The 20,372-nt window shown below is 68.3% G+C and carries 13 protein-coding genes; 10 read left to right on the top strand and 3 right to left on the bottom strand.

The genetic code is table 11. From position 1 onward, the window contains the following. The first annotated feature begins 120 nt into the window (after nt 1-120). Nucleotides 121-2,589: a glutamine--tRNA ligase/YqeY domain fusion protein gene (locus KMW22_RS11935; RefSeq protein ID WP_221090273.1), complete on the top strand. Its 2,469-nt coding sequence runs from the start codon at nt 121-123 to the stop codon at nt 2,587-2,589. A 149-nt stretch (nt 2,590-2,738) separates the two neighbouring features. Continuing rightward, on the top strand, nt 2,739-4,526 hold the full coding sequence (locus KMW22_RS11930) for a WD40 repeat domain-containing protein (RefSeq protein WP_221090272.1): 1,788 nt from the start codon (nt 2,739-2,741) through the stop codon (nt 4,524-4,526). A 297-nt stretch (nt 4,527-4,823) separates the two neighbouring features. Here KMW22_RS11930 and KMW22_RS11925 read toward each other — a convergent pair whose 3' ends face one another. Both KMW22_RS11925 and KMW22_RS11920 read right to left on the bottom strand, forming a co-directional pair. Continuing rightward, nucleotides 4,824-5,135, bottom strand: coding sequence for a hypothetical protein (locus tag KMW22_RS11925; RefSeq protein WP_221090271.1), 312 nt, complete (start codon nt 5,133-5,135; stop codon nt 4,824-4,826). Nucleotides 5,136-5,422: 287 nt separating this feature from the next. Continuing rightward, a complete protein-coding gene (locus KMW22_RS11920; RefSeq protein ID WP_221090270.1) occupies nt 5,423-8,377 on the bottom strand; it encodes a MalT transcriptional regulator family protein in 2,955 nt (984 codons plus the stop codon). A 390-nt stretch (nt 8,378-8,767) separates the two neighbouring features. On the opposite strand from KMW22_RS11920, the gene KMW22_RS11915 reads away from it, so the two are divergent. From KMW22_RS11915 to KMW22_RS11905, 3 genes are all read left to right on the top strand, one after another. Continuing rightward, nucleotides 8,768-8,926 (top strand): hypothetical protein, encoded by a 159-nt coding sequence (locus KMW22_RS11915; RefSeq protein WP_221090269.1) that lies wholly within the window; start codon nt 8,768-8,770, stop codon nt 8,924-8,926. A gap of 112 nt (nt 8,927-9,038) precedes the next feature. Further along, on the top strand, nt 9,039-11,726 hold the full coding sequence (gene lanKC / locus KMW22_RS11910) for a class III lanthionine synthetase LanKC (RefSeq protein WP_221090268.1): 2,688 nt from the start codon (nt 9,039-9,041) through the stop codon (nt 11,724-11,726). Continuing rightward, the gene (locus tag KMW22_RS11905) at nt 11,723-13,348 is read left to right on the top strand and encodes an ABC transporter transmembrane domain-containing protein (RefSeq protein ID WP_221090267.1); all 1,626 of its coding nucleotides are present in this window, start codon (nt 11,723-11,725) and stop codon (nt 13,346-13,348) included. Before lanKC ends, KMW22_RS11905 begins: the two co-directional genes overlap by 4 nt. 171 nt (nt 13,349-13,519) lie before the next feature. Here the strand turns inward: KMW22_RS11905 and KMW22_RS11900 are convergent, their stop codons facing one another. Beyond that, entirely contained in the window at nt 13,520-14,944 is a 1,425-nt protein-coding gene (locus tag KMW22_RS11900; RefSeq protein ID WP_221090266.1) for a tetratricopeptide repeat protein, read from the bottom strand. A gap of 648 nt (nt 14,945-15,592) precedes the next feature. On the opposite strand from KMW22_RS11900, the gene ftsH reads away from it, so the two are divergent. The 5 genes from ftsH to KMW22_RS11875 all read left to right on the top strand — a co-directional run bounded on the left by ftsH (nt 15,593) and on the right by KMW22_RS11875 (nt 20,368). After that, on the top strand, nt 15,593-17,464 hold the full coding sequence (ftsH, locus tag KMW22_RS11895; protein ID WP_221090265.1) for an ATP-dependent zinc metalloprotease FtsH: 1,872 nt from the start codon (nt 15,593-15,595) through the stop codon (nt 17,462-17,464). 114 nt (nt 17,465-17,578) lie between these two features. Beyond that, a complete protein-coding gene (locus KMW22_RS11890) occupies nt 17,579-18,046 on the top strand; it encodes a GNAT family N-acetyltransferase (protein WP_221090264.1) in 468 nt (155 codons plus the stop codon). 60 nt (nt 18,047-18,106) lie between these two features. Continuing rightward, nucleotides 18,107-18,721, top strand: coding sequence for an RNA polymerase sigma factor (locus KMW22_RS11885; RefSeq protein WP_221090263.1), 615 nt, complete (start codon nt 18,107-18,109; stop codon nt 18,719-18,721). Beyond that, entirely contained in the window at nt 18,709-19,890 is a 1,182-nt protein-coding gene (locus KMW22_RS11880) for a hypothetical protein (protein WP_221090262.1), read from the top strand. Before KMW22_RS11885 ends, KMW22_RS11880 begins: the two co-directional genes overlap by 13 nt. 43 nt (nt 19,891-19,933) lie before the next feature. Further along, complete coding sequence (locus tag KMW22_RS11875; RefSeq protein ID WP_221090261.1) at nt 19,934-20,368, top strand: peroxiredoxin family protein; 435 nt, start codon at nt 19,934-19,936, stop codon at nt 20,366-20,368. Nucleotides 20,369-20,372: the final 4 nt, after the last annotated feature.

Here is a 20,372-nt window from a genome sequence, read left to right as displayed (position 1 = left end):
GTAGAGCGGGGAGCAAGCAAGAGGACCTCGCTCCTCCTCTGGCCACGGTTCAGTGGCGTGCCGAGAGATTTCCGCGCCCGGTGCGAAACCCTCCACCTGGGGGCCGCTATCCTACGGGGTATGACGGCCCCCGACTCCCCTGCTGCCCCTTCGCCCGGCGCCCCGCGCGTGGCCCCCAATTTCATTACCGAGATCATTGAGCGCGACCTGAAGGCTGGCAAATACCCGCAGATCGTCACCCGCTTTCCGCCCGAACCCAGCGGTTACGCGCACCTGGGGCATATTTTTGCGTCGTTTCTGGATTTTCAGACGGCTGTGCAGTACGGCGGGCGCTACCACCTGCGCATGGACGACACCAACCCCGAACTGGCCACCCAGGAATACGCCGACGCCATTGCCGAGGACCTGCAGTGGCTGGGCTGGGACTGGGGCGAACACCTGTATTACGCCAGCGATTACTTTGAGCGCTACTACGCCTACGCCGAGCAACTGGTCCTGCAGGGCGACGCCTACGTGGATTCGGTGAGCGGCGCCGAGATGGCCCGGCTGCGCGGCGACCCCCATACCCCCGGCACCCCCAGCCCCTACCGCAGCCGCACGCCCGAAGAGAACCTGGACCTGCTGCGCCGCATGCGGGCCGGCGAGTTTGCCGACGGCGAGCATGTGCTGCGCGCGAAGATTGATCTGGGCAGCCCCAACATGAAGCTGCGCGACCCGGTGCTGTACCGCATTCTGCGCGGGCACCACTACCGCGCGGGGGACGCGTGGTGCATTTACCCCATGTACGACTTTCAGCACCCACTGCAAGACGCCATTGAGGGCGTCACGCATTCCATGTGCTCGCTGGAATTCGTGGACAACCGCGCCATTTACGACTGGCTGATGGAGCGCCTGGGCTTTGAGCCCCGGCCCCACCAGTACGAGTTCGGGCGCCGGGGCCTGGAATACACCATCACCAGCAAGCGCAAGCTGCGCAAGCTGGTGGAAAAGGGCGCCGTGAGCGGCTGGGACGATCCCCGTATGCCCACCCTGCGTGCGCAGCGCCGCCTGGGCGTGACCCCGGAAGCCATCCGCGCCTTTGCCGCCCAGATCGGCGTGAGCCGCACCAACCGCACCGTGGACATCAGCGTGTACGAAAACGCCGTGCGCGACGACCTGAACCACCGCGCCCCCCGTGTGATGGCGGTGCTGGATCCGGTGCGCCTGACCCTGAGTAACCTTGATACCGCGCAGCTCCTTCAGCTGCCGTACTGGCCCTTTGACGTGGTGCGCGACAGCCCGGATGGCCTCGTGGCGCGGCCCACGGGCGAGCGCGTGGCCCCCGAGCAGGCCACCCGCCCGGTGCCCCTGACGCGCGACCTCTACATTGAGCGCGACGATTTTCACCCCGAGCCCCCCAAGGGCTACAAGCGCCTGACACCCGGCGGCACCGTGCGCCTGCGCGGCGCCGGGATTATCCGCGCCGACCGCTTTGAGGTGGACGAGCAGGGGCAGGTGACCCATATTCACGCCACCCTGCTGGGCGAGGACGCCAAGGCGGGCGGGGTGATTCACTGGGTCAGTGCCGAGCGTGCCCTGCCGGCCGAATTCCGGCTGTATGACCGCCTGTTCCGGGTGCCCAACCCGGAAGCCGCCAACCCCGAGGACACGGCGGCCGGACCCGAAAATCCCCCCTTTGATCCCGAAGGCATTGGCCACGAGGACGAAGCCGCGCCCCTGGACACGAAATTCCTGCGGTACCTGAACCCCGAGAGCCTGCGGGTGACGCGGGGCTTTGTGGAACCCAGCGTGGAGCACGACCCCGAAGGTACCCGGTACCAGTTCGAGCGCCAGGGCTACTTCTGGCGCGACCCGGTGGACAGCCGCCCCGGCACGCTGGTGTTCGGCCGGATCATCACGCTGAAGGACACTTGGGCAGGCAAGACAGAGGGCGGAAAGCCAGCGGCAGAGGGCCAGAGCAAGGGCAAGAACGCCCAGGAGTCGAAGGGTCAAGGGGTCGAGAAAAAGGCCGGGGGCGAGAAACCAGCTTCGCCCGCTGCGGCCCCGGCGCCGCTGACCCCCGAGCAAGAGGCCGAGGCGGCGCGGCTGACCGGGCTGGGCGCCGCCGAAGCCGAGGCGCGCACCGCCGCGCGGGACGAGGCGCTGCTGGCCTTTGTCCAGGGGGCCGCGCCCGGGGCCACCTTTGGGCAGGTGGTGTCGTGGGCGGTCAACGACCTTGCGCCGGGGCTGCGGGCGGGCACGGTGCAGGTGCAGGCCGCCGACCTCGCCCCCCTGGCCGAGCGACTGGCGGCGGGCGAGCTGACCACCCGCGTGGCGCGCGAGGTGCTGGCCCGCGCCGCCGCGTCCGGCGAGGCGCCGCTGGGCATCATTGAGCGCGAGAACCTGGGGGGCGCCCTGTCCGCAGAGGCGCTGGCGGCGGCGGTGGCCGAGGTGCTGGCCGCCCACCCCGACAAGGTGGCGGCCTACCGCGCGGGCCGGGTGGCCCTGATGGGCTTTTTCACCGGCCAGGTGATGCGTGCCACGGGCGGCAAGGCCCAGCCGCAGGCGCTGGCCCAGGCCCTGACCCGCGCGCTGGAGCCGCAGGGCTAAGCCGGCACGCCAGACCGCACCCCACCCAGCGACCAGGCCCTGCTCCCTGGTCGCTGAGTCTTTTCGTTGGGTCTTTGCCCCTGCGCCCCCAGAGGGGGGCCCCGCAAGCCAGCACACGGGCCCGTCGCCGCCCCTGTACAGTGGCCCTGATGACGCCCAAGACCCCGTTTGCTGCCCTGCTGGGCCTCGCCCTGACGCTGGGCAGCGCCGCCAGCGCCCTGAGCCTCTCGGACCCCAAGGTGTACACCGTGCCCGGGGCCAACAGCCGCGTGGCCGCCTTTCTGCCCGGCGGGCAGGTGGCCGTGAACGCCGATAACGGGGTGCTGATTCTGGACCAGAACCTCAAGACCGTGCGCAGCTGGTACACCCTGCAAGACGAGGTGACCGGACTGGTGGCCAGCCCCGACGGCGCGCGGGTGGCCGCCATGACGCGCCGCCGCTGGTCGGTGTGGGACACGGCCACCGGCCGCGAGGTGCGCAGCGGCCAGAGCACCTACGACACCCGGCTGGGCTTTGACGCTCAGGGCAACCTGCTGGTGCTGGACGACGGCACCCTGTACCGGGTGACCATCGCCAGCGGGCAGCGCCAGTCGGTGCTGGGCGACGGCGACCTGTACGACATCGCCGTGAGCCCCGACGGCACCCTGCTGGTGGCCCTGTACGAGGATCAGGTGGAACTGGTGCGCCTGACCAGCGGCGAGGTGCTGGCCAAGGCCCCGGTGGAGGGCGAGCCCTACGAGGTGGCGGCCACTTTTGCCCCCGGCGGCGAGACGGCGGTGGTCCGGCTGGACGAACAGGCTCTGCTGCTGCGCGCCGGGCAGGCGGCCACCGCGCTGGAAGGCGGCGAGGACCTCTCGGCGCGTGGCAGCGTGGTGTTCCTGAACCCGCAGCAGTTCGTGTATGCCCTGTACGGCGAAGGCCAGCTGTACGACGCCCAGAGCGGCGAGACCGTTGGTGACCCCCTGGAGTTCGATGCCGCCGGGCCCCTGGTGGCCGGCCCCGACGGCACGGTGCTGTCGCTGGGCCGCAGCGTGGGCCGCCTGAGCACCGCCAACCTGGGCGCCCCGGCGCGCCCCCAGGTGACCCTGCCGTCCAGCAACACGCTGGTGGGCGCCTTCGTGGGGGGCGTGCCGCACGCCGGGGTGAATGAGTTCATCAACCTGAAGACGGGCACGGCGCTGAACGTGGGCGCCCGCACCATCTGGTCGGCCGAGGCGGCTGGGGACAGCGTGTGGACCCTGGGGGGTGTCACGGTCAACGTGTACCGCGCGGGTAAGATCACGCGGCTGGAGACCCTGGACGAGGACGCCGAGTACGAAACGCTGCGCACCTCGCCGGGCGGCCAGCTGGCGGCAGTGAGCGGCTATTACGGCGCGGCGCTGCTGGACGGCCGCAGCGGCAAGCTGCTGGGCAAGGTCACCGAGTCGCAGCTGAAGGTGGAAGACATCCACGGCGCCGTGCCCACCCTGGACGGCAAGGGCCTGATCATCACCCCGCACGAGGGCGATCCTTTCCGCTACGATCTGGCCACCAAAAAGCGCACGCCAGTCTTCAAGCTGCCCGCCGACGCGGAGGTCTATGACCTGCAGCAGAGCCCCGGCGGCACCCTGGCCGTGCTGTACGGCACCGAGAAGGATGACCGCATTGCCCTGATCAAGCCCGGCGCCACCACCGCCTTTAAAACCCTGGTCGCCACCAGGGCCGTGCGCGCCCTGCGCTTCAGCCCCGACGGCAAGCTGCTGGCCGTGCTGACCAGCGACGCGCAAAACGCCCTGCAGCTGTACGACACCGCCACTGGCGCCCTGCTGACGCGCACCGGCGCCTTTGGCATGCAGACCTCGCTGCTGGTGTGGAACGCCGGCGGCACCGAACTGCTGGTGGGCTCGGGCCTGCTGGGCCAGAGCGGCAGCGCCACGGTGTACACGGTCAAGCGGTAATGCGGCTTCCGAACAAGCCCGTCACGCGTAACGGGCTTGTTTCGGCCGGAAGGACTCGCAGCCTTGCACAGCAGAGAAGGCAAGGGAACGGACGTCCGGAAGACGGAGCCGAGAGGCGCCGATGGTAGAGATCACCCAGCCCTTTCCTGAATGGTGCAGAGATGGACGGCAGTCCGTCTCAGGGCAAGAAGCCAAAGGCCATGAGCCGTGGGGAGACCCGGGGCTCATGGCCTGTCCTCAGGTGGCCGACCGGCAGCATCGAGCCACCGGTTTTGGGCGTCCTGAACGTCCCTGCACTCAAATCCCCTTCTTCAGGAGGAGCTGCTGGAGAAGCTCAGGGCTCTGGCGCGCGTCATCCTGGGCCACGCGAAGGGCTTCGGCCAGCACCTCCAGGTGGCTCTGAGCCACGATAAAGCGGTCATCGGGGTACTGCCGCAAGGTGTATTGCAAGGTGTGCAGCGCACTCAACGCTTCGCTGAGGTTCTCGGTGCAGTGCAGTGTCTGCAGCAGGGCGCCCAGGTGCAGGCTCTGTTCCCGCTGCACTGCTTCGATGCTGCTGCGAATCAGGAAGCTGGCGCGCCGGATATCCAGCAGCATCGCCGCCGTCATCGTGTCTGGTCCACCGTATCCACGCCGCCTACAGGAGGCCAGCCAATCGGGGGCCAGGACGGCATCAGATCCTCCACTGTGTTGGCCTGGGGCGCCGAGGCAGGAGCCGCAACGGTGGGCGCGCAGAAACCGGCGAGAACGCAGAGCATCAGAACGGCTTTGATGTGGCGCATGGTGGATCTCCTTGGGGTGAATTTGATGCCCCTACGGTAGATCGGGGGGTGGGAATGAGCTGGGACAGAGCGGGTGTCCCAGGGTGCCGACCGGGCCTGACTGCACGCGCCGCCCTACACGCGCAGGCCCAGGTCTTGAAGTTCCCGGCGCAGGGTGGGGTCCGGCGCTGTCCCAAATTGCTGGTCCAGCATCTGGGCGTACGCCTGATACGCTGCCGGCGCCTGATCGGGTTGCCAGCGGGTCAGCACGCGAATCAGGCTCAGGTGGAAGGCTTCCTGGTCGTGGTGCACCCTCACAGCCTCGCGCAACACCGCGATGGCCTGGGCTGGGTCCTGCTGAGCCACGGTGCTTTCCACGGTGCCCAGCGTCTGCACCTGCTCCTGGCTCAGGGTGTCGCGAATCTGCTGCGCCCAGTCTGCGTCCACATCGCTCAGCAGGTCCTGCGGGCGCAGGATCAGCAGCGCCCGGCACTGGCCGTTGCGCGCCTGTTCCCGGGCTTCCAGGAGGTTGCAGGTGATCGGCAGATCGGGATGCAACTGGTAGCGCCCATGCAGGTAGGGCAGCGGATCTACCTCCAGGGGCGCGGCTTCCCTGAACAGCGCGCGCAGGCGCCGCACCACCACCCGGAAGTATTCGTGGTGCCGGGGATCGCGTGAGCCGTCCCAGAGATCGCTCCGCAATTCGTTGAGGGTGCCGCTGCCGTGCCAGAGCAGCCAGACCAGCAGTTCGCCCGATTTAGCCAGCGGCAACTTCAGCACCCGTCCTTCCAGACGGCACTCGATATACCGCCCCACATGCAGTTCAAAGGTTGGCTGCTGGGGCAGGACTGGCACCTGCTCCATGCCGCGCAGGAAATGAGCATTCTGGGTGCCCAGCCGGGCCATCAGCGGGCGGAGCCGAACCTGATCAGCCGCGCACAGCACCTGAAGATCAACGCCGCGCAGGGCGGGGACCAACGCTTCCAGCTGCGCAGGATTCAGCCGGCCTGCCCTGGCATCCAGCGCCAGCAGCAACAGGTGGGCGCGCAACACGTGGGCCCGGTCCACACCCGATTCGGCCATGTGGGTCAGCGCCCGGCGGGCGGCCACGTCATCACCCTGATCGAACGCGCGCAGACCGGTGTACAGCGGCGTCAGTCGCTCACGGAACATGGGCAGGGTCGCGGTGTCCAGCCCCTGCTGATAGTGCGCCTCGGCCAGCGCCGTTTCGCCCTGAGCGGCATACAGGTCGAAGGTATTGAAGTGCAAGAAGGGCCGCATCACATGCAGACCCTGCCGCTCCACCACCTGCTGTGCCGCCTGCAACGCCTGGGCCGCTTCTGGCCACTGTCCGCGCGCCATCAACAGGCGTGCGCGCGACTGGTACAGGGCAGGCAGATGAACCGGCTGACTGCGCTCGGCCTGCGCCAGCGACTGCCGCAGCAGGGCCTCGGCTTCTTCCAGCCGTCCCTGGAGCAACTGGGTATCAATGCGCTTGGTGTCAATCTGCAGGGCGCTGGCCGGACGCCCGTTGTCGTGGAACAACGTCCGGGCGCGCTCTAGTGCCGTTTCCTGCTCATCCCAGCGCCGCAGCATTTGCAGGGCGTACTGGTGATAGTTCAGGCTGTTGGCTTCGTCCAGCGGGGCGGCGCGGCGCCGCGCCTCGGCCACCAGGTGGCCCGTCACGCTCAGGCCCTCTTCCAGCCGCCCCAGAGAAATCAGAGCCGAAGCTTTTTGCAGATTCAGATGGGGGTGCAGGTGGGCGTCGGGGTGGTTCAGGCCTTCCTCGGCGTAGCGCAGTTGGGCATCCAGATCGCCAGCGCGCGCCGCTTGCAGCGACAGCGCCGCGTACCCCAGCGCGCCAAGCTGTCCAGCGCGCTGCAACGCATGCAAATCCTGAAGCCCAGCGGCCACTTCTCCGGTTTCAATGCGGGCAATCGCAGCGTATTCCTGCCACCACAGTGGGGGAGTGCCTGGGTGCAGCGCCGTCGTTTCGGTCAGCAAGGCGAATTCCAGGTTGGAGCGCAGCGTGGGAAACAGGCGGGCAGCGGCATGTTCCAGCAGCGTTTCATCACCGGCCAGAGCGGCAAAGCGCGCCGCACTGAGCAGGTCACCCGCCCGCATGGCTTGCTGGGCAGCCTGGGTATAGCGGGTGCGGGCCCGGGCCGGATCGCGCTCCAGCTGCCGGCGCAGCAGGCCCAGGAGCAGGCCATGAGGCCGGTACAGGCCACGCCCCAGTGGTGTCAGGGGCAGGCCCGCCCCGCGCACAGTGACCAGCCAGTGGTCGGGCATCGCCACCCCCAGCCCACCAGGACTCGCCTCGTTCCATTCCTCTAGCAGCGCCAGATCGGGCAGCGCCACCTGAATTGGTGGGGGCAGGGTTGCCAGCACGTCACGCAGCAGATCGTCGGCGTCGACATGGCGCCCAGGGTCCAGAACACCCAGAGCCAGTCCCACCGGCCAGCCATCGGTGGCCTGCTGCAGCGGCGCCGCCAGTTCCGGACAGTCCCGGGCCTCCATGTAACGCGCTGTTTCTTCGGGGGAAAACCGCAGCTGCGCCTGGGTTAGCACGTCCACCTGCCCCGCTGCACTCAGGCGTGCCAGCGGAAAGCCGTGCAGGTCGTAGCCCGCCAGAATCAAGCGGTGGCCCTCGGGCATCATGTCCACCACACTGGCCAAAAAGGCCCCGTGCAGCCCGCTGATGCGCTCGGCGTGGTCAATAATCAGGTCCAGCAGGTCTTCCTGGCCCCACTGCCGCACAAGTTCCTGAGCAAAGCCGTCCAGCGACGCGCAGTAAGCCGCCGGCACCTCCACGCTGCTGCGGCCCGCGAAGGCCCGGTTGAGGCTCTGCATCAGCTGCTGGACCTCACAGTCGCCGGTGCTGGCGGTCAGCCAGGCCACCCGCCGCCGGGTGCTGCGCGCGTACTGGGCCAGCAGTGTGGATTTGCCGTACCCGCTCGCGGCCAGCAGTACGGTGCAGGGGGTATGGACCTGGGACAGCCGTTCCAGCGCCGCCTGCCGCACCACTTCATGCGGTAGCGCCTTGGGGATGGCCGCCCTGGCATGCAGGGGCGGAGAAGCCGGGGGCATGCTTCAACTTTAACGGTCGCGCTGCTCCGTCGCCTGACGCGGGCGCCCACACCGTGTCGGGGGTCGTTTTGGCCCCAGCCCCGCACCCTGGGCGCCACGTCTGGCACCTGGCCGCCGGGGTTCCCCGCACTGCCTTGCCAGGGTGCGCCGGACTGCATCCGGCGCCTGTCCCACCCCCAGAAGGGCGCCGTCCCATGTGATTCCCAGCCTCGCCGGTACAACGGGTCTCAAGGGCAAGGCAGGAGCGGACAGCACCATCCTCCGCTGCCCCCACACCAGACCCACCCTGCGCTCCGACCGGGGCCTCAGGAGGTGCATTTCTCGACAGCCCACTTCACTCTGTCCGCCGCCGGCCCCTTCGCCCCTCGCTGCCCACCAAGGACGTGACCCATGAAAAAGATCCTGAAGCTGCACACCCTGCGCACCAAGTCCACCCGCAACCTCGTGGCCGACTGGAGCACCATGAGCTCCGGCTGCAACTCGGTGACCTCCAATGAGTGGAGCACCATCAGCTCTGGCTGCACCAAAGACCAGAAGGCTTTGACCTAAGCGCGCCGCGCTGAGCCGGCTCGGGTGAACGGTTCTGGGAGCTGTTCACCCGCTCTTTTCCCACGTCCCCATAACAAGAGACTCTCTTTTTCCACTCCCCACGGAGGCCCCTATGCCCGCACCCCAGGTTGACCCCCAGGCCCAGTTCACCGCCATTTTGCGGCGCCTGCACGTTCACCCCGAATTTTACGAGGCGTTCGAGCGGTATCAGCCGGCGCCCCACCTGCTGCGGGTGGCGCAGAGCTTTGTTCCCGTCACCTGCCGCATCATTCAGGAAGCCTTCTGGACCCATGTGAAACCGCTGGGTGCGCACAGCCCCATGCAGGGCTGGAAAATTCATGTTTCGGCCACCCACACCAACGCTGAACAGGTTCTGGAGCTGGCCGGCCGGGTCTGCGTGGCAGCGGGCGTGCCCTTTAAGTTCGCCAGCGACTACCAGATTCTGGACATGCTGCTGTCCAAGGGCTGCTCGCGCGGTTCCAGCGGCAAATTCATGACCATTTACCCCAACACTGTGGCCCAGTGCCAGCAGCTCCTTGACGAGCTGTATGAGGCGCTGCGCGGCCAGGAAGGCCCCTACATTCTGTCGGACCGCCGCTACAAGGACAGCAAGGTGCTGTATTACCGCTACGGCGGCATTCTGCCTGTGACCCGTCAGGACGTGAGCGGGGAGCAGGCCTCCTACCTGCTGAGCCCGGAACTCGAAGAGGTGCCTGACGAACGCACGCCCTATTTTCAGCTGCCGGCCTGGGTCACAGACCCCTTTCAACCCCCCGAGCCCGATGAAGACCTGATTCTGGGTGAGGGCCGCTTTCAGGTGACGGACGTGCTGTCGCACTCCAATACCGGCGGGGTGTATCTGGCCCGTGACGCCCAGACCGGGCAGCAGGTCATCATCAAAGAAGCGCGCCCCCATGTGAACCGCTCGGCGCAGGGCCACGACGCTCTAGATCACCTGCGCAAGGAATACCGCCTGCTGACCCAGCTGAGTGGCACGGGGCTGGCCCCAGAGCCCGTGGCGTTTTTCACCGAGTGGGAGCATGCTTTTCTGGTTCAGGAGCGTCTGAAGGGCAAAACGCTGCACACGCACGCCCTGCGCCGCAGCAAGGTCATTCGCTCGGATGCCAGTGCCCGGGAGATTGCGGCGTGGCGGCGCGAGGTTCAGGCGCTGGCCGCCGGCATCGTCCGGCTGGTGGCACAGCTGCACCGGCAGGGCATCTCGTTCGGTGACCTCTCGGCCAACAACATCATGATGCTGGGCTGGGCCCAGGGCCGACCGCGCCTGAAACTCATTGATTTTGAAGCCGCCTGCGAAGTGGGTGTGGACCAGCCAGTCAATATGTTCACGCCCGGGTACGCCCCGCCGTCGCGCAGTGCACAGGCTGGTTCGTCGCTCAGCGATGACCACTTTGCCCTGGGAGCGGTGCTCATGGCGCTGCTGCATCCCATTAACGCCCTCAACGGCCTGAAACCCACCCTGTACCAAGACTTTGGTGCGTCGCTGGAGCGCGATTACGCTCTGGACCCAGCGTATATGGCCGCGATTCGCACCCTGACCACTCCCGGCGCCGTCCCCGATCTGGACGACCTGGCGCGCCGCCTGGAACCTGCGCAGCGCGGGCGCAGCCAGCCGCGCCCCGCCATCCTCACCGAGCCCCAGCCGCTGCCCAGTGCGCGTCTGGAACATGCGGCCCAGGACGCCATTCGTTATGTCCTCAGTGTGGCCACCCCCCACCGCAGCGACCAACTGTTTCCAGGCGGGCCGCAGCTGAGTAATCCTCTGACGCTGGACCACGGCGCGCTGGGGGTCGCCCTGGCGGTGCAGGCGGTCAGCGGCGAAGTCCCGGACTGGGTCCGCGAGTGGATCTCGCGCCAACCCCTGCATGGTCGCTACGCCCCGGGCTACTTTTCGGGCCTGGGTGGTGTGACGACTGCGCTGCTGCGCCTGAACGAACCAGAGGCCGCTGCCCGCGCCTTTCAGGTGGCCGGGCGCGGCGTGCACCTCTTCGATCAGATCTCGCTGGGGCTGGGGGCGTGCGGCTATGGCTTGGCGGCGCTGGAGTTGCACCACGCCACTGGCGAGGCCCGCTACCGCCAAGAGGCCGAGCGCATTGGGGAAGTGCTGCAGGCCACAGTCAGTCTTCAAGACGACCAGGCCACCTGGCCCACCTTCGGCACCGTGCGGGTGGGGCTGGCCCACGGTGGCAGCGGCGCGGCGCTGTTCTTGCTGTACCTCAGCCGGGTCACCGGGCGCGCTGACTTTCTGGACCTGGGCCGGCAGGCCCTCAACGCTGACCTGGCCTGCGGGCGGCGGGTGGACGGCAAAGAGGCCCTGGGCTTTCCCGACGCGGTCTCGGGCGGCATCCTGTACCCCTATTTGCAGAGTGGCAGCGCCGGGGTGGGCAGCGTGCTGCTGCGCTACCAGAACGCCCGCCCCCAGCCAGGAGACGACGACATCCTGCGCGGCATCCGTGCGGCGGTGAGTCAGAAATACACCCTCTTCCCAGGCCTGAATATGGGCCTGAGCGGTCTGGGCATGTACCTGCTGGACGTGCATGCTTTTCAGGGCGACGCCTCAGCGCTGCGCGACGCTCACCGCGCCGCTGAAGGGACGCTGCTCTTCGGCCTGCCGCGCCAGGGCGGCCTGGCCTTTCCTGGCGATTACCTGCACCGCATCAGCGCGGACCTGGGCACAGGCGGCGCAGGCGTGGCCGTCTTCCTGCACCGCCTGGCGATGGGCGGCGCAAGCGCCCTATTCCCCGATCATCTGCTGGCTGGCCCCGGCGGGGTGCGCGCGTGAGCGCCCCCGGTCATCTGCGCCGCGACCTCGCCTTTGTGGTGGGACCCCACGCCCAGCGCTTTGGCCTGGCCCTGGGCTGGACCTTCGCCGCCGCCACGCTGCTGACCCTGGTCAATCCTCTGCTGACCCGCTGGATTTTCGATGTGGCTGTCCCTGGGCGCCAGGCCGGGCTGCTGCTGGGGGTGGCGGCCGTGGCGCTGGTCCTGCTCAGCGGCCTGCGCTGGCTGGATTATCAGTACGCCCTGTTTCAGCAGCGTTTGACCAACCGCATGACCACCACCCTGACGGCCCGGCTGCTGCGCGCCTTCTACCGCCTGCCGGCCGAACAGGTGGCGGCCCACGGTGAGGGCTACTACGCCGCGCGCACCATGTCTGAGGTCAATGAGGTCGTCGATCCACTCGTGGATATGGGCGTGAGCCTGCTGCGCTCTGTCACGGTCTTCGTCACGGCCCTGGGCACAGTCCTGGTGCTGTCGTGGAAACTCACGTTGGTGCTGCTGCTGATCACGCCCGTGCTGCTGCTGCTCTCGCGCTACTTTGCGGCCCACCTGCATACCAATGCCCAGGACGTGCAGGAGCGCACGGCCCGGCAGCAGGCGGTGCACACAGCCGCCATTGCGGCCTACCGCGCCACCCGCACGTTCGGCCTTGAGGAACGCGCGGCGGCGCAGGTTCTGGGCGCCCTGGGCGAGCGCCTCAGCAGTCTCTATACCCTCAGCCGGCACACCGGGCTGTACCAGACCCTCAGCCGGATCTCGCTGGGCGTTGCTGAATTCGCCGTGGTGGTGGCTGGAGGCCTGGCAATTATCGCCACCTCGCTGACGCTGGGGGGCCTGATGGCGTACATGGCAGCGTTCTGGCTGGCGGTGAATGCCGCTCAGTCACTCATCGACCTGATTCCCGAACTCAGCGTGCTGCGGGCCGGAATTGGGCGCCTGCGCGAGCTGGACGAGGCGCCCGGCACACCCGAGCAGGCCAGCGGCGACCTGTACTGGCAGGGGGTCAGCTGTGGGCAGGGAGATGTCACGGTCCTTGAGGGAGTCACTGTGCGCGTGCCCCAGGGCAGCCGCACCTTGATCTGTGGCCCCAATGGCAGCGGCAAGAGCACCCTGGCCTTGACTGCCCTGGGCCTGCTGGCCCCCCAACTGGGCACTCTGACCCGCCCGGCACGGGTGAGCGGCTTGGTCGAGCCGGTGGTCTTTCCCCCCCTCCCCCTGAGCGACCTGCTGGAGGGCACCGATGCCGTGCGGCGCGAGGCGCTGGTTCAGACCCTGGGACTGGACAGTCTGCTGCACCAGCCCTACAGCGACCTCTCGCTGGGGCAGAAGAAGAAGGTGGCCCTGCTGATGACCCTGCTCAAGCCCGCCGATCTCTATGTGTTCGACGAACCGCTGGCCAACCTGGACGACGACACGCAGCAGCTGGCCCTTGAACTGATGTTACGTGAAACGCGGGGCCATACCCTGCTGGCCGTGATGCACGACGCCGAGCGCGTCGCCGCGCATTTCGACTTGCGGCTGGAAGTGGGCGGCGGCGAGGTGAAGGCCCGGCCCCAAGTACTCAACTCCGCCACCTGTGAGCCGACTCCGGGAGCCTTCGCAGCACAACCTGCTCCTGCCTGAAGCAGGGGGAAAGCGTCGCCACAAGCGGTTAAACCATAAGGGCCATGAGCCGTGGGGGACCCCCGGGCTCATGGCCTTTTTGCTGTCCAGCACAACAGAAGCAGGGCCACCCGAACGCGTGACCCTGCTTTTCCCCATGGCCCAGAGCTCATGGCTTATAGCCCTCCACCCCTAATTCAGCGTTCGGCCACCCTGCGCGCCCTGCTGGGCCAGCATCTCGCCGGCGCGGCGCAGGTGTTCTTGCAGGGTCACGTGCCAGTCGTCGCTTTCGGGGGTGTGGCTCAGGGCCTGCTGGGCATAGGCATAGGCGGCGGCCGGGTTGGGAAAGCCCTGCTGGGCCATCACATCGGCCGCCATCTGCGAGGCGGTCAGCCAGTCACGGCTGCCGGGGGCGGCCTCGCGAATGACGCGCTCGTAGTGGTCCAGGGCGTCGTCCAGCTGGAAATAGTCCAGCGCCACGCTGCCCAGCACGAGGCTGGCCGGAATCACGGCCCCCTGCGACAGGGCCTGCTCGGCTTCCTGCTGCGCTTCGGGCAGGCGGCCCAGGCGGTAATCGCACTCGGCCATGTCGGCCAGCACCTCGGGCAGGTAGGGGTACCCCGGGTCTGACAGGGCCGCTTCGAGCTTCTCGCGGGCCTCCACCGGGCGGTCCAGGTCCAGGAGGGCCACGCCCAGTTCGTGGTTGGCGTACGGGCGGTCCCCCTCGCCGGCCAGCCGCAGGGCCTCTGCAAAGGCGTCCAGGGCCTGTTCAGTCTGGCCCAGGTGGGTCAGCACCTGCCCGCGCACCAGCGCCACGCCGTAGCTGGGGTCGCCGTGCTGCGCCTCCAGGCGCGCGGCCTCGCGGATCATGTCGTGCGCCCCCGAGGGCTGGCCCAGGTTCAGCAGCGCCTGGGCGCGCAGGTAGTGCCACGTGGCGAGGTTCAGGCCCTGCTCCTCGGCTTCATCGGGGCTGGGGCGGGCGGCGTACAGGGGCCGGGCCTGATCCAGCGCGGCCTTGGCGGCGTCGGGCTGGCCCAGTTGCAGGTGCAGCGCGGCCTGCTCCTGCAGCATGACTGCGCGGTTCATCCCTGAGGCGAGGTGGGCCGCTTCGGCATACAGGCCCACCGCCTCGGCGCTCTGGCCCAGGCTCTCGTGGGCGTCGGCCTCCCAGGAGCGCAGGCGCCAGCGCAGGTGCTGCGGCAGCTCGGCGCTGCCCACATGCACGTCCAGGGCCTCCTGGGGCTTACCAGACAGCGCCAGCGCGCACAGGGCATGAAAGCGCGCGACAGGGTCCGGGCCCTCGCGCACCCCCTGGGGCGGCGGGGCGGCCTCCCCGCCGCGCGTGCGGGCGTCAAGTTCAGCCGCCAGGGCCAGATATAGCGGGTCGTCGCGCCGCGCGGGGTCCAGGGTGCGGGCCTCGCGCAGCGCCGCGCCCAGTTCGGCCAGGGCCGCGTCGCCATACAGGGCGTGCAGGTGGCCCAGGTACAGCGCCAGCCGGGCCCGCTCGGGCTTCTTCGCCTCGCGCATGGCGGCTTCCAGAATGCCAAAAGCCGCGTCGTAGTCGCCCCCCGCGAGCGCCGCGCACAGTTGCTGCCAGGTGGTGGCCACGTCAATCATTCCCGGTCAGGATACTGCGCCGCTGCCCCCGCACAGCTGACCGCTTGCCAAAGCGCAGGCGCCACGAGCGGTGGGCCAGACCGTTTTCAGGCGTGGCCCGCGAGCCGTGGGAGAAAGGTCGTCTGGAACGCCGGGCCTGCTTGCTCCCCAAGCTCTGCTCCGCCGCGCTGCGAGGCGCCCGCAAGAGAGCGCGGAAGAACAGCGTGTCAGTCGGGCGGCTTTCAACGAACGGCTCGAAGCTCTTGATGAGGCGGAGTGTGGGGACGTGTGGGCTGAGCAGCGTGACAACGGGCGAAATGTCGCCAGGAAGCTTGGCCAGGAAGTCGTAGAGCTGAAAGAAAGGGAATGCTGCCGCCAACAGGCCTCTGGCTTTTGCCCACGAAAGCCTGGTTCAACCCACGGCCCTTGCTGAAGGGTAAGGCGCACCGAGACGTCCTTCCACCTCCTGAGCCCCGCCTGCTGAAACCCTCTCGGCCCCCTTAGAGGGTTGCCCAGAATCGCCCTCCACAGGCGGCCAACGTGACCCAACACTAAAGGGCAGGTGTAAGGCGGCCCTCACTCACCCACCTTGAGTCTGGTAGACTCAAGTTCAGCGGGCGAAGTCCGCCTTATTCCCTATTCCCCCCTTCCCCTTTCGGAGGACTGTTCTTGAAACGGCTCAATCCCTGGCTGATCGTCCTGTTCGTCCTGGCCCTGTTCCTGATGTTCTCTCAGGCGCCTATCAGCGGACGGACCAGCGTGAGTTACGACCAATTTAAAAACCTGCTGGGCGAGGGCAAGGTGGCCCAGGTAGTGGTGCGCGAGAGCAACGCGGCCGTCACCCTGAAAGAGCCCACGCAGATCACGCTGCCGGGTCCGGGCAACCAAGCGCCGCGCACGCCCACGGTGGAACGCTTCAACGTGCTGCTGCCCAGCAATCCCGCCACCCGCGACGACACGCTGATTGCCGAACTGGAGCGCCAGGACGTGCAGCTGACGTTCGAGCGCCCCAGTCAGTGGCTGGGCATTCTGCTGAACTTCCTGCCGATCATCCTGCTGTTTGCCATGATGTACTTCTTCTTCATGCGCGCTCAGGGCGGTCAGAACGGCGTGATGCAGTTTGGCCAGAGCCGCGCCAAGAAGTACGGCAAGGAAAACCGCGTGCCCACCAAGTTCACCGACGTGGCCGGCCACGAAGAGGCCAAGCGCGAACTGGTGGAAGTGGTGGACTTCCTGAAAAACCCCGGCAAGTACCACCAGATTGGTGCTGAAATTCCCAAGGGCGTGCTGCTGGTGGGCCCCCCCGGCACCGGTAAAACGCTGCTGGCCCGCGCCATCGCCGGCGAGGCCGATGTGCCCTTTTTCAGTGTCAGTGCCTCGGAGTTCATGGAGATGTTCGTGGGCGTGGGCGCCAGCCGCGTGCGCACCCTGTTCGAGGATGCCCGCAAGAGTGCCCCGGCCATCATGTTCATTGACGAGATCGACTCGATTGGCCGCAAGCGCGGGGCCGGGATTGGCGGCGGACACGACGAGCGCGAGCAGACCCTGAACCAGATCCTCTCGGAGATGGACGGCTTCGACAAGACCAGCAGCGTGATCGTGCTGGCCGCCACCAACCGCCCCGACGTGCTGGACCCCGCGCTGCTGCGCCCGGGCCGCTTCGACCGTCAGGTGACCATTGACCTGCCCAACCTCAAGGAGCGCGAGGCGATCCTGAAGGTGCACCTGCGCAACAAGCCGCTGGCCGGCGGCGTGGACGTCACCGAGATCGCCAAGAGCACCCCGTACTTCTCGGGCGCCGACCTGAAGAACGTGACCAACGAGGCCGCGCTGGAAGCCGCCCGCCTGAGCAAGACCCAGATTGACATGAGCGACTTTTACCGCGCCCTGGACAAGATCACCCTGGGCCTGGAAAACGGGTCGCTGACGGTGAGCGAGCAGGAAAAGAAAGCGATTGCCTACCACGAGGCCGGGCACGCCGTGACGGCCGCCGTGATTCCGGGCAGCGACAAGCTGCAGAAGGTGAGCATCATTCCGCGTGGCCGCGCGCTGGGCGCCGCCTTCTACCTGCCCGAGGAACAGGTGCTGATGAGCAAGGAGCGCCTGGAAAACCAGCTGGTGGTGGCCCTGGGGGGCCGCGCCGCCGAGGAAGTGTTCATGGGCAGCGTCACGTCGGGCGCCGCCGACGATTTCCGCAAGGCCACCAACATCGCCCGGCGCATGGTGCTGGAATGGGGCATGGGCGACAACTTCAAGAACATGGCCCTGACCACCGACAGCGGCCCCGTGTTCCTGGGCGAGGACATGGCCAAGCCCAAGGCCTTTAGCGAGCACACCAGCCAGCTGGTAGACGAGGATGTCAAACGCATCCTGACTCGCGCCTACGAGCGCGCCCGCGAACTGGTGACCCAGTACCGCCAGGCCATGCACGAGGTGGCCGACGCCCTGCTGTCCCAGGAACTGATTACCGGTGACGTGGTGCGCGAGGCGGTGGGCCGTGTGGGCGGCGAAACGCAGCCCATGCCCCAGACCACCGCTTAATACCTTCAGCTTCACTTTCACGAGCCCCTGGTCAATCGGCCAGGGGGCTTTGTGTTTCTCCTGCTGGGCAATCTGGCGGATGCTGCGTGCCCTGCACCCGGCCAGACTGGCTTCATGCCCGCCTACCATCTGGAATCGGGCGCCAACGCCGAGCGTGAGGCCGCAGTCTCAGCCGCGTTGGTGGCCTACAACGACAAGCACAGCCCCATACTGCGCCAGCGCCTGACCCCCGAACACCGCATGAGTGTGCCGCTGGAGTGCTACCTGCTTTCGGACGCGGGCGAGGTGCTGGGCGGCTGTACCGGCCGGGCCGTGCCGCTATGGGGCTGGCTGGAGATTGATCTGCTGTGGCTGCATGACCCCCTGCGCGGCCAGGGCTGGGGGGCCCGCCTGCTTGGCGACGTGGAAGCGCAAGCCATGACACTGGGCTGCACCCGTGCCAAGCTCAGCACCTGGGAATTTCAGGCGCGCCCCTTTTACGAGCGGCAAGGCTACGTGGTCTACGCCGAAGAACAGGACTATCCGCCCAGCCACACGAACTTTCTGATGCGCAAGGCACTGATGCCACCCACACGCGGCTGAACGGCCCGGCGAACCCCCGCCCCACTGAACCCTACCGGCGCCCGGTTGCGTACTCTGAACGTGACGTGGACTCTTATGGCTAAGGCGGGCCCACCCCAGGCAGGGCAGGCCGAGCCGTGCCCCGATCTGGTCCTGGCGGCTCGGCTGCGGCGCCGCGACGAACGGGCGCTGGCCGAAGCCTACGACCTGCACGCGGCGGCGATGTACGGCGTGCTGACCCGCCTGCTGGACGCGGCCAGTGCCCAGGAGGTCTTGCAGGACGTGTTTGTGCGGCTATGGGAGCGCCCCGAAGCCTATGACCCAGACCGGGCGGGCCTCCGGGCTTACCTGCTGGTCGTGGCGCGCTCGCGGGCCCTGGACCGCCTGCGCGCCACAAAAGTCACCACGCCGCTGCACCCCGAGGACGGCGGTGAATTGTCACTGCCCGACGAGCAGCCCGGCCCCGCCCAGCGCAGTGAAGCGCAGGCGCGCGCTGGCCGCGTCCAGCAGGCACTGGGCGGCCTCAGTGCCACGCACCGCGAAACGGTGGAGCGCGCCTATCTGCGCGGCGAAACCCGCGAGGAAATTGCCGCTGGCATGGGCGTGCCGGTCGGTACGGTCAAGAGCCGGCTCAGCCATGCGCTGGGCCACCTGAGGCGCCTGCTGGGCGAGGAGGCCCGTTCGTGGCTGGATTAGAGACACAGTGCCAGGCCGTGCAGGACGAGCTTCACCGCCACGTCGCCCACGGCGAGCCGCTGAGTGAAGCGGCCCAGGCCCACCTGCGCGGCTGCGCCGAGTGCCGAGCGGAACTGGCCCTGCTGCGCCGCGTGGAGGCCGCGCTGCTGGCCGAGGTGCCCCCTGTGGCCCCACCGCCTGCGGTGCGCGCGCAGGTGCTGGCCAGCGCCCGCCCGGCCCGGCGCTGGTGGCCCGCCGCCCTGAGCGCGGCGGCTGTGGCCGGGGCCCTGCTGACCCTGGGCCTGTTGGGGCCCTCACGCGGGGTGGCGGGCGCGCTGCCCGACCCAGCGGTGGTGGTCAGCGTGGACGGCCGCATGCTGGTGGCCAGCAATGACCGTCAGGGCACGCTGAGCGTGCTGGCCGGGGGCCAGGTGCAGGCCACCCTGACGGCCCCCGCGCCCCAGAGCCCCTGGTTTACCGAGGGCGTGCGCCTGGGCCAGCGGGTGTTTCTGGCCGACGCAGCCAATGACCGCGTGCTGGAACTGACCCTGGCCCCGCTGCGCCTGACCCGCACCCACCACGTGCCCGACGGCATAGCCGGCCTGACAGCTGACAGCGGCGCAGCAGGGGGCCGTGTGTACTTCAAGAGCGTGCGCGGCGCGGTGGGCACCCTGGGCGGCGCGCAGGTCACACTGGCCCGCGAGGCCGGTATGCCCCTGGCCGACGTCATGGACGGCGTGCTGCTGCTGGGGGGCAATCTGCTGGTCACGCACCACCTCAGCGGCGAGGTCTGTGTGCTGGACCCGGCCACGCTGGCCGTGCGCCGCCGCCTGCTCCTGGGCGGAATGCCGGTGGCGCTGGCAGCGGTGCGGGGCGGCGTGCTGGTGCTGGACGTGCAGGGCCGCCTGCTACGGCTGCGGGCGGACCTGAGCGTGGCGCAGACCTGGGCGGTGGGCGGCCACCCCGACAAGCTGAGTCTGAATGGCGACGTGGCCCTGCTGACCGACCGCAGCGGCGCCGTGACGCGGGTGCCCCTCAGGGGCGGCCCGGTGACGCGCACCACGCTGACCCACCCGATGGACATCACCGCGCTGCCCGACGGCACCTTCGCCGTGGCCGAGGGGGGCCAGGGCCTGCGCGTGCTGGACAGCACCCTGCAGACCCGCCAGCAGATGACGCGCCAGCATTGAACCTCTGGCGCCCCTCGGCCCGTACCCAGACTGGAGGCCCACCATGACCCGATTCACCCTGACCGCCCTACGTCCCGCCGCCCCCTTTCTGCTGCTGGCGCTGGTGGCCACGGCCGCCGCCAGCATGCCCAGCCACAACATGAGCGCCATGACGAAAGCGCCCGGGTACCAGCCCTATACGAAAGCCGCCTTTGACGCCGCGAAGGGCCAGCAGCGGGTGCTGTTCTTCTGGGCCTCGTGGTGCCCCAACTGCCGCGCCGCCGAGGCCGACATCCAGAAGAACCTGAAGGGCCTGCCCGCCGGCGTCGTGATCTTTAAAACCGACTACGACAAGGAAACGGCGCTGAAAAAGCAGTACGACGTCACGTACCAGCACACCTTCGTGCTGGTGGATGCCCAGGGCAAGGCGCTGCGCAAGTGGAGCGGCGGGGGCCTGAAACAGATTGTCGCCAACGCCGCCGCCGCCAAGAAGATGTGAGCGG

This window comes from Deinococcus aquaedulcis, from assembly GCF_019693445.1.
Taxonomy (GTDB): Bacteria; Deinococcota; Deinococci; order Deinococcales; family Deinococcaceae; genus Deinococcus; species Deinococcus aquaedulcis.
The sequence above is the reverse complement of the archived record's forward strand: the minus strand, read 5'-3'. Positions and strand labels throughout refer to the sequence as shown.

Excerpts from the sequence above, each read along its gene's own strand:
- KMW22_RS11935 (WP_221090273.1), top strand. The coding sequence starts at position 121 with ATGACGGCCCCCGACTCCCCTGCTGCCCCTTCGCCCGGCGCCCCGCGC.
- KMW22_RS11930 (WP_221090272.1), top strand. The coding sequence starts at position 2,739 with ATGACGCCCAAGACCCCGTTTGCTGCCCTGCTGGGCCTCGCCCTGACG.
- KMW22_RS11925 (WP_221090271.1), bottom strand. The coding sequence starts at position 5,135 with ATGACGGCGGCGATGCTGCTGGATATCCGGCGCGCCAGCTTCCTGATT.
- KMW22_RS11920 (WP_221090270.1), bottom strand. The coding sequence starts at position 8,377 with ATGCCCCCGGCTTCTCCGCCCCTGCATGCCAGGGCGGCCATCCCCAAG.
- KMW22_RS11915 (WP_221090269.1), top strand. The coding sequence starts at position 8,768 with ATGAAAAAGATCCTGAAGCTGCACACCCTGCGCACCAAGTCCACCCGC.
- lanKC (WP_221090268.1), top strand. The coding sequence starts at position 9,039 with ATGCCCGCACCCCAGGTTGACCCCCAGGCCCAGTTCACCGCCATTTTG.
- KMW22_RS11900 (WP_221090266.1), bottom strand. The coding sequence starts at position 14,944 with ATGATTGACGTGGCCACCACCTGGCAGCAACTGTGCGCGGCGCTCGCG.
- KMW22_RS11890 (WP_221090264.1), top strand. The coding sequence starts at position 17,579 with ATGCCCGCCTACCATCTGGAATCGGGCGCCAACGCCGAGCGTGAGGCC.
- KMW22_RS11875 (WP_221090261.1), top strand. The coding sequence starts at position 19,934 with ATGACCCGATTCACCCTGACCGCCCTACGTCCCGCCGCCCCCTTTCTG.